The sequence below is a fragment of the Terrabacter terrigena genome (assembly GCF_042676085.1).
In the GTDB taxonomy this organism is placed as follows: domain Bacteria; phylum Actinomycetota; class Actinomycetes; order Actinomycetales; family Dermatophilaceae; genus Terrabacter; species Terrabacter terrigena.
In genome coordinates, this window is record NZ_JBHTKH010000015.1 from 81882 (window position 1) to 90813 (window position 8932).

Here is an 8932-nt window from a genome sequence, read left to right on the forward strand (position 1 = left end):
CGTCACACCGCCATGTCGAGGTCGCCGACCGCCTTGGCACGGATCCGGGTCGCGTTGCCGGGCAGGTATGGGATGGGCACCTGGTCGAAGTCGACGATCTTGACGGTGGACGGGCTGGCCCCCGCGGCGATGGCCTTGTCGACCGCCTCCTGCCGCACCTCGTCGAGGATCGCGTCGCGGCGTCCCGGCTCCACGGCGAAGACCTTGTCGATCTCGCCCCCGACCTGCGCGATGGATGCACCGATGGCGTTGGCGACCGCGTAGTTCTCGGGCCGGTGCACGGCCCCAAATATGGGGATCTCGTCCGGCAGCAGGATCGACCCACCTCCGACGGCCACGACGGGAATCGGCTCGGCGGAGGTGCGCATCCGGTCGACGGCCTCGGCGATGCGCTCCGCGACCCGGTCGAGCGCCCTCTTCACCAGCTCGCGGTCAAGGTGCGCCACGAGTGAGGCGTCCCCGACGTCGGCGCGCCCCGCCGCCACGGCGAGGTCAGTGGCGGTGACCTGGGAGCCACCGAAGACGAGTGCCTCGGAGGTGAGCTTGTAGCCGACGGAGTGCGGACCAACCTCGGCAGTGTCGGGGTCCACGTGACTGCCGCCGCCGATGCCGATGGACAGCACGTCCGGCATGCGGAAGTTCGTGCGTACGCCGGCCACCTTGACTTCTGTCGTGGTTTCGCGGGGGAAGCCGTTGACCAGCAGGCCGACGTCAGAGGTGGTGCCGCCGATGTCGACGACGGCGCACGTCTCCAGGCCACTCGTCGCTGCGGCCCCACGCATCGAGTTCGTCGGCCCTGACGCGAAGGTGGCCACGGGGTACCGGCGGACGAAGTCCTCGTCCATCAGGGTCCCGTCGTTCTGGCTGAGGAAGATCGGGGCACCGATACCGTGCGCGCGGACGGCCGCGGTGAGGCCGTCGACGATCGACACCGCCATCTCACGCAGAGCCGCATTGATGATCGTCGCGTTCTCACGCTCCAGCAGGCCGATGCGCCCGATCTCGTGCGACAGCGAGATTGCGACGTCGGGTCCGAGCTCCTCGGCGACAACGGCGGCCGCTTCGACCTCGAGGTCGTGGTTGACCGGGCTGAACACGGACGAGATGGCGACGGAGCGTATGCCGTGTGCTGCCATGTCGGCGGCGTGCCGTCGGAGCTCGTCGTGGTCGATCGGAGAGATGGCACGCCCGTCGAACTCATAGCCACCATGCGCCAGGTAGGCGCGGCCGGAGATGGCGGTCCGGAGCCCGGCCGGCCAGTCGACAAAAGGCGGCAGCGCACGGGTTGCCGGCAGACCGAGGCGCAGAGCCGCAGTCGGGGCCAGGCGCCGGGCCTCGACGAGCCCGTTGATGAAGTGGGTCGTCCCGATCATGACGGCCTGGATCGTGCCGCCCTCGAAGTGGTGCTGGCCGCGGATCTGCTCGATGGCGCTGACGATGCCGCTGGTCACGTCCTCGCTCGTGGACTCCTTGACCGCCGCAAGGACCGTGGTGCCCTCCATGAGGACGGCATCGGTGTTGGTTCCGCCGACGTCGATTCCGATGTGCATGACTCTCCTTGAGTTCCTGGGTGGTACGTCAGTGGACCGGTTGGGTCTCGGGCAGCTTCTCTACCGACCGCGTGGTCGCCACCCCGGCACCCCGGACGAGGCCGAGCTTGCCGGCGGCGACATAGAGGACGATCGACAGCACGAGCGAGGTGATGCTGGGAATCCCCCACGTGGCGAAGTAGCCCACGGCCGCCGAGACCGCCCACACCACGAGGGTGGCCGGCACGACGCGCGGCGCGGTGGCCGGCAGGGTCCCCAGCGCACGCGTCTCGTCCAGCTCGCCACGCCAGTGCTTGACGATGAAGTACTCGGCGATCATGATCCCGGCGATCGGCGGGAAGGCGACGCCGAGGACGATGAGGAAGTCGGTGAAGTGAGCCAGGATGCCGGCGGCCGCGAGGATGGACCCGACGACGCCCAGCACGATCGTCGTGGTCACTCGGTGCAGGTCCCTGCGGAACGCGGTGGACACGAAGTTCACCAGGCCGAGCGACGACGAGTAGAGGTTCCAGTCGTTGATCTTGAGCGTGCCGGTCAGGACGATGAGCAGCCCGACGAGGCCCACCGAGGAGGTCACGATCGCGACGATGTTGCCCGTCCCCGCTGCGTGCGCGAGCAGCACGCCGGCGAGCCCGATCACGAACTCCCCGAGCGTGACTCCGACCACGGTCTGCTTGACGACATCCGTACCTGTGCGGTTGAAACGCGTCATGTCAGCCGTGATGATTGCGCCGACAATCAGGCCTCCCGCCACGATCGCCGTCCCCTCTCCGACGCCGATCGCGGGGCCTGGTGGCGGTGACGAGATCAGGTCGCCGAGGGAGTGGCGGCTCAGCTCCGAGAAGATGGACCACCCGACGAGGGCCAGGAAGAGCGGCACGGTCACGTTGGCCAGCCACTGCATTCCACCAAACCCCACCGCCACGATCGCCGTGACCAGCAGGCCGAAGATGATGCACCAGGCCCAGGCGGGAAGGACTCCCGGGAGCAGCGCGCCGAGCGACTCGGCAGAGATGGCGGACTGGATTCCGAACCAGCCGATGAGGCTGATCCCGATGGCCAGCCCGACCAGCGAGGCGCCTACTTCGCCGAAGCCCGTCCATCGCGCGAGGAGCGCGGTGTTCAGTCCCTCGCGCTGGCCGACGAGGCCGACCACGCACATGATCACCTCGAGGATGATCGAGCCGAAGAGGAAGGCCAGCACGGCGTTGCCAAAGGTCATGCTGTAGCCGAGCGTCGCGCCCAGCAGGAACTGCGAGAGGGCGCTGACCTGGCCGAAGCGCTGCACGGCGATACCGAACCAGTGCCGGCGCGCTGACGGCGCCACCCGCGAGAGCGCAAAGTCATCTGCGTGAGCCATGCGTGTGTCCTTCCTTGGGGATATTGAGTGCGGCAAAACTAGGTCCGGCACTGCTCCCCAGCAATGGGCACACAGCCCAGTTTCGCGCGGTCACTGTGCGGCCTGCATAGCCGATCCGTCCGTCGTGTGGGTTGCTCGTCGCCCGATGAACGCTTGGCAAGACCCACGCAGCCTCCCCTCCGCGGTATTCAGCGAAAGGCCCAGGCTGGTCGGCCACGAGGGAGGGGGTGGCGCCTCACCGAGAGGACAGGAGCGCCCTGCTGCGGGAGCGTCCGCCCCCGCTCCGCCCCGCGGATGGTGCCGCAGGGCCCTGACCCGCTAGCGCCAGGAACGTCGCGCCACCTTCACGGTCGGCGTGAGGCGGAGCTCCCGGAGTCCCGACCTTCGACGGACGTGGCGAGCTCGCGGTCGATCCAGCGCCCGATCACCTCGACGACATAGACACGCTCGCCGCGGTCGAGCAGATGCCCCTTCGCGATGCCGTGCCACGTCTCCAGGCAGCTGCGGCAGCAGGTCGCGGTGGCGTGCTGGGCCACGAAGACCGGGTGGTTGCGGTACGGGGTCTGCCGGCCGTCGTTGCGCGGCTCGGCCGGCGCGAGCCGCTCTGCGATGATCTCCGCGGCGTGAGCCCGCATCGTCTGCGGACCGCGCAGCTCAGCTGTGGCCCGCTCGCGCCCGCGGAGGTGGAACCGCCGCCCGAACGGTCGCGCGCTCGCGCGGTCGATCCGGTCATCGACGTCGGCGAGGTCGGGCACGCCCCCAGACTACGCACGGCACGGCGGCCCACGACGACGCCAAGATCGCTGGCTCTCCGCGAGGCTGCGACATGAGGAAGTGGAATGGCCACACGTCTTCGGGACATGGCCGCGAAACCGCAGTTCAGGGGCATTATGGGCCCGGTGCAGCACAGAGCTGGCGGGGTCCACTGCCCCGTCCTGATCCTGCGACGCCCTAGCAATGCGACCGCGCGTGACCTACGGTGCCCCCGCGAGGAGTTCGGTCGAATGGGCGGCGAGACTGCGCTGCGTTCGGTCCGCACCACTTCGAAGCCGCGAGTTGTCCCGTGGCCGTGCTCACCTTCCAAGCGTGACATGCGCCGTTGGCGTCGCTGCGAGGACGCTGCGTTCAGCGTTTCGCTGCCTGCCATCGCCACCGGCTACAACGTTTGGTCGGGCTGCAGCACGTGACGGGCAGCGGCTTCGCCATTCAGGCCGCCGGGTGCGGGCCGGCGAACGCGGCGTGGCCGAACCTGCCGGCCTGCGAGAGCTCCCGGCAACCGCCTGAGGAGAGCTCTCCTACACACCGGTGAAGCGGTCTGACTGGAAGCCGAGCAAGTGCTCGGGCGGTGACCCCCCCCAACCGCAACCCGCCACGACGGCGCTCTCGAGCTCGCAGGGCGCCTTTCATCGCGACGGAGGGCTGACTTCTTCTGGCCGGTGGAACCCCCCGGGAACGGGCCGGTGCCCGGCGGTCCATGCGGACCACCGGGCACCGGCGTGGCGCGGGTTGTTCGGGTCAGAGGAGCTGGAATGCCTGGTCAAGTGCTTCCCCACCGAAGGTGGATCGAACGGTCACGGTTCCGGCTGCGGTCGGCCGCAGGGTCGTCGGCGCGTTCTTGAGCCGGAAGTCGTAGCTGCAGACTCCCAGGGCCAGTGTCGGTGAGGTGGTGCCGACCAGCACGGTGGAGGCCGGGGTGGTCGTGGTTGCCGGCTTGTTCCAGTACACGCTGATCACGTTGTTGGCCGAGCAGTACTTGGCCGAGCCGCGGACCCGCCACTCCAGGCTGCCCCGCTTGTACGACGCGCTGTCGACGGTGACCGCGCCCGGGTCGCTGACCAGCTGCACAGTGTCGGTCGCGCTGCTGCCGTTGACGTCGGTGATGGTCAGCGTGAAGTTGAACGTGAGCGGCGTGCTGGATGCCGGCACGGTGAACGTTGGGTTCGCGACCGACGGGTTCGACAAGGTGACCCTCTTGGCGTCACCCGTTGCCTCGGTCCAGCTGTACGTCGAGGCGAACTTCGATGCAGTGCCGTCCAGCGTGACGACTGACGTGGGGACCACCCCTAGCTGGTCCGGGCCGGCGTCGGCTACCGGGGCCGCGTTGGCATCCGAGACTGTCATGACGGCCTTGTCGGTGCTGGTGTTGCCCGTGCCGACGCCGGTCACGCTCAGCGTGACGGTGTAGGTGCCCGCGGTCGTCGCCTTGAACGTTCTCGCGAGGCCGGTCCCGGTGAGTGTCGCGCCGGTGGCGGGGGTCATTGAGAAGGAGCTGCCGGTGATCGTCCCCGACGACGACGTGCCGTCGAGTGTGACGCTCTGGCCGACCTGGACGTTGGTCGAGTCGGCCACGAGTGCGGCGATGACGTTGGCCGCCGGGGTGTCGGAGCCCGTGATCACGACGTCCTCCGTGCCGACTCCGCCCTTGGTGGACGTCACCGTGACGTCGTCCGGCGGGACGGGCAGGTTCCCGAAGGTCCAGGTTGTAGCACCGTTGGCACCCACGCTGGGCGCTCCACCTGAGAAGCCATCCACCGACAGTGCCGCGGTGGAGTCTCCCGACTCGGCGGTCAGCGTCAGGGTGTTGGTGTCCGTGCTGTAGACGGCGCTGTCGACGTGCACGCGGTCACCGAACTGGGACAGTGCGATGTGGTCGACGCTGGCGGGGTTGTCGGTGGTGTTCGTGACCTTCAGATCGGTGGGAGGGGCTCCCTCGGCGTACACCCGGGCGTAGTACTTCCCGTTGCCCGCGGCATCTTCGAGCATCTTCGTGTCGGAGACCCCGGTCCCGCTGACGATCAGCCTCTGACCGGGCGTCGAGTAGGCGAACAGGTCCATCATGTGCCCGGTGCCGGACTCCTGGTAGTAGGCCTTGGTGACCTGCACGCCGGCGTGGACGGCGATCTTGCCCGAGGCCTGGAACAGGTTGGTCTCGATGCAGTCCGTGGTGGCGGTCGTCGAGGCACCGAGGGTCGGGTCCGCGCACAGGTCCGGCGATCCGGTGAAGGATCCGACAGGGCCGGTGATACGGAAGAAGTTGTTGCCGGTGGGGCTCCCCGTCACGACGTGGTCCACCGCGGGGTCCCCGAGGTAGCCGGTCGGAGCGCCGGTCCCGGCGGGCCACTTCAGGAACGGCGCGGCCTCGGCCCCCAGCGTCTGGTCGAAGACGCCGTCGGGCGTCAGGGAGCCGATGTCCTGGGTGTCGAAGATCCCGCGCGTCCCGGCCTCTGCGGTGAAGGTCTGCGAGCCGTACGGCTGGGTGACTGTGTAATCGGCACCTGCGCTCAGACCGGTGGCCACGACGCGGATACGACCGAAGGTGATCTGCTGGCCGCGGGCGGGCGTGCCGGCTCCGGCGAACGCAGCCTCGATGCCGGTGACCAGCTTCGCTGTACCTGTGCCGGTGCTGATGCTGGCGCCGGCGTTGGAGTAGAAGGCCTCATCAGGGAAGTTGGTCGGGAAGACCACCGGGCCACCGGGCGTCTGGACCGCACCGACGATGCAGTTGGCGTCGCCGGGATCGGTGCACAGCTCGAGCCGCGTCCCGCTCGTGTCCTGGTACCAGACCGGGAACCCGTTGCTCTCGTCGATCGGACCGACCCGCTTCAGACCGACCGTTCCGTTGTTGTGCGCGGGTGGTGGCGCGGCCGCGAAGGAGGCGATCGTCGCCCCCGATGCCGCCAGCGCTAACGCAGCGACACCGACCGTTAGGGTTCGGCGCTTCCGCGTCCTGCGTGCAGATGTGTTCATCTCGATCTCCTCAGGTTGGCTACTCCATCGGTGGACGCGCTGAGAACTGCTGACATCTGCACCCCGGAGGCCCGCAGCGACGTCGGTGTCGGTGTTCGCGGGCCTTGGCGGATCGGCGACGTCGGCCGAGGTGATGGTCCCCGCGGGCTGAGCGGTGCTACGACGTAGCGCAACTTCCAGTCGCTCACATTGATCTGTTGGTCAATGCCGACGACTGTCCTCACGGGAGGTTGTGGAAACCTTTGGGGCGTAAGACTATTGGCCAGCGGCAACCCCCCGATTTAGGGGTCAGGTGGCCCTTCGTCCGCTTCGCGGACAAGGCACGATTGACTCATCGCCCCGCCGCCCACCTGACTCGGCGGGTCGAACGACACTCGAGCGCCCCCTCGAAAGCCGGTGTCGAAGCCTCCGGTCTGCCCGACGTCTAGCGCATGCCGGAAGGCGTCCCCGCCCTAACCGCGGCCGGCCGCCCGTCAGCTAGGCGGCCGGCGGTCCACCAGATTCTCCAGCAAGTCCTAGGTCGTAAGGTCTACGTCGTCGAGCGCAGCGGCGAGTGGGGAAACTCCCGTTCCGTTTGCGTAGGTGACGCACGTTCATGCCGCAGACAAAGGGCCATGGCCGCGACGGCCGTCCGGAATCTCCTTGAGCGGTTGATGCCCCTCCGCCAAGATATGACCGGTGGGATGGGAGCTGCTCGAGCAGTGGGGCGACGACGTCGTTCGCGGCGAAGCGCTGACTGGCGGAGCTGGCGTCAACGAGGTGTACAGCGTGCGCGTCGGGGGGCACCGTGGGGTCGGGCGACTCGGCCGGCGCAGCGACGCTGATCTCGCATGGGAGACCCTCCTGTTGCGGCATTTGGACCGTGAAGGGATGGCGGTGCCGGTGCCCATCCCGGCCGTCGATGGTCGGCTATTCGCTGACGGCCTAGTGGTCATGACCTACGTGGAGGGTGAGCCGCCGGAAACCGAAGCGGACTGGGGCCGCGTCGCCGACGAACTGCGCCAGCTCCATCGGCTCACGTATGGCTGGCCTCAACGCCCAGGCTGGCGGTCATCGACCGACTTGCTGCGCGCCCAGAACGGGACGAAGGTCGACCTCCGGGCGATGCCGGTGGAGGCTGTCGCTAGATGCCGAGCGGCATGGGAACGACTCTCCGGTCGGACGGCATGCGTCGTGCACGGCGACCCCAACCAGCGCAATGTTCGCATGACCGCGGATCGCGTCGCCCTGATCGACTGGGATGAGTCGCACGTCGACGTCCCCGACCTCGACCTGGCGCTGCCGCACAACGCTGCCGGCCTCGATGACGACGCGTACGACGTCGCAGCACAAGCGCGAGCCGCATGGGAAGCTGCCGTGTGCTGGGATCCCAGCGGGACCGACCGATTCGCAGTCGAGCGGCTCGCCGAGGTTCGAGCGATCTGAGCGGCAGCCAATCAACCCGGGCGGTTTGGCACTTGGCCCGGCCGCCCTCTCATGCCGCCGATCGGTCGTGCAGAAATCGCGGGCGTTTCAGCTGCCGGCCTCGTAGTGTCACCCTCATACCCAAAGCCAAGGTCGTTCTGGTGATACTCACGACGCTCAGCCTCGTTGTGTGGTTCGCGTACACCATGATCGTTGGCGTTCTTGGGGACTCTCAGGGACGCGTGGGTCCCGCTGTTGCCGCTGCGACCCCCTTGGGCCTCGCCGTTTGGTCCGGCACGTCTCTAGGCCGCCTCATGCGCGCTCGAGGCCTGAGCAACTGACCTCACCTGCCACGCCTCGGAAGGCCGCGCCCGCTCCGTCATGCCGCTTGAGGCTCTGCCTCGCTGACCGGCATGAGCTTGTAGTGCAGACGCACAACGGATGCCGACCACAACTTCAGGTGGTGGTCGGTTCGCAGAGTTCCCTCGTCGTCGACGCGCACGACAAAGGTCTCGTGAATAGGAACGCGTGCGGCATGTGTTCCCGCCTCGTCAACCACCACGTAGGCGCCGTTGCTCCCGAACCTGCCTGCCGGTGAAGCGAGCTCAAGCGCACCGCCGGCCAGCAGTCGCGGCTTGAGGAACACCTGCACGTTGCCGCGCTCGAGGGGAAAGGCCACGTGGACGCTCGGCTGGGTCTCGCCAGGGAGCCGCCGGGTCGAGTAGCAGCCGCTATAGACGTACTCACCCGTGGCTCGCAGGGTGCGCAACCAACCGGCCGCCACTGGATCGCCGGGTGAGAGTCCCTGGGAGTGGTGGGGTTTCGAGGTAGCGGAGTGGCTCCGGACGTGAGGGAGCCATCGGCGTGATTC

The 8932-nt window shown here is 68.2% G+C and carries 6 protein-coding genes; 1 reads left to right on the forward strand and 5 read right to left on the reverse strand.

The window, feature by feature from the left end; all coding sequences use genetic code 11:
* Window positions 1-2: 2 nt before the first annotated feature.
* The 4 genes from ACFQ2V_RS17815 to ACFQ2V_RS17830 all read right to left on the reverse strand — a co-directional run bounded on the left by ACFQ2V_RS17815 (window position 3) and on the right by ACFQ2V_RS17830 (window position 6657).
* The gene (locus ACFQ2V_RS17815; RefSeq protein ID WP_386054214.1) at window positions 3-1550 is read right to left on the reverse strand and encodes a hydantoinase/oxoprolinase N-terminal domain-containing protein; all 1548 of its coding nucleotides are present in this window, start codon (window positions 1548-1550) and stop codon (window positions 3-5) included.
* Window positions 1551-1578: 28 nt separating this feature from the next.
* Complete coding sequence (locus ACFQ2V_RS17820) at window positions 1579-2910, reverse strand: purine-cytosine permease family protein (RefSeq protein ID WP_386054215.1); 1332 nt, start codon at window positions 2908-2910, stop codon at window positions 1579-1581.
* A gap of 344 nt (window positions 2911-3254) precedes the next feature.
* On the reverse strand, window positions 3255-3665 hold the full coding sequence (locus ACFQ2V_RS17825) for a DUF4186 domain-containing protein (protein WP_386054216.1): 411 nt from the start codon (window positions 3663-3665) through the stop codon (window positions 3255-3257).
* Window positions 3666-4425: 760 nt separating this feature from the next.
* Window positions 4426-6657, reverse strand: a complete 2232-nt coding sequence (locus ACFQ2V_RS17830) for a PKD domain-containing protein (protein WP_386054217.1) — start codon at window positions 6655-6657, stop codon at window positions 4426-4428.
* Window positions 6658-7335: 678 nt separating this feature from the next.
* Here ACFQ2V_RS17830 and ACFQ2V_RS17835 point away from each other — a divergent pair.
* Window positions 7336-8082, forward strand: a complete 747-nt coding sequence (locus tag ACFQ2V_RS17835; RefSeq protein WP_386054218.1) for a phosphotransferase enzyme family protein — start codon at window positions 7336-7338, stop codon at window positions 8080-8082.
* 358 nt (window positions 8083-8440) lie between these two features.
* On the opposite strand, the gene ACFQ2V_RS17840 is transcribed toward ACFQ2V_RS17835, so the two are convergent.
* The gene (locus ACFQ2V_RS17840; protein WP_386054219.1) at window positions 8441-8740 is read right to left on the reverse strand and encodes a hypothetical protein; all 300 of its coding nucleotides are present in this window, start codon (window positions 8738-8740) and stop codon (window positions 8441-8443) included.
* Between the last annotated feature and the right edge of the window lie 192 nt (window positions 8741-8932).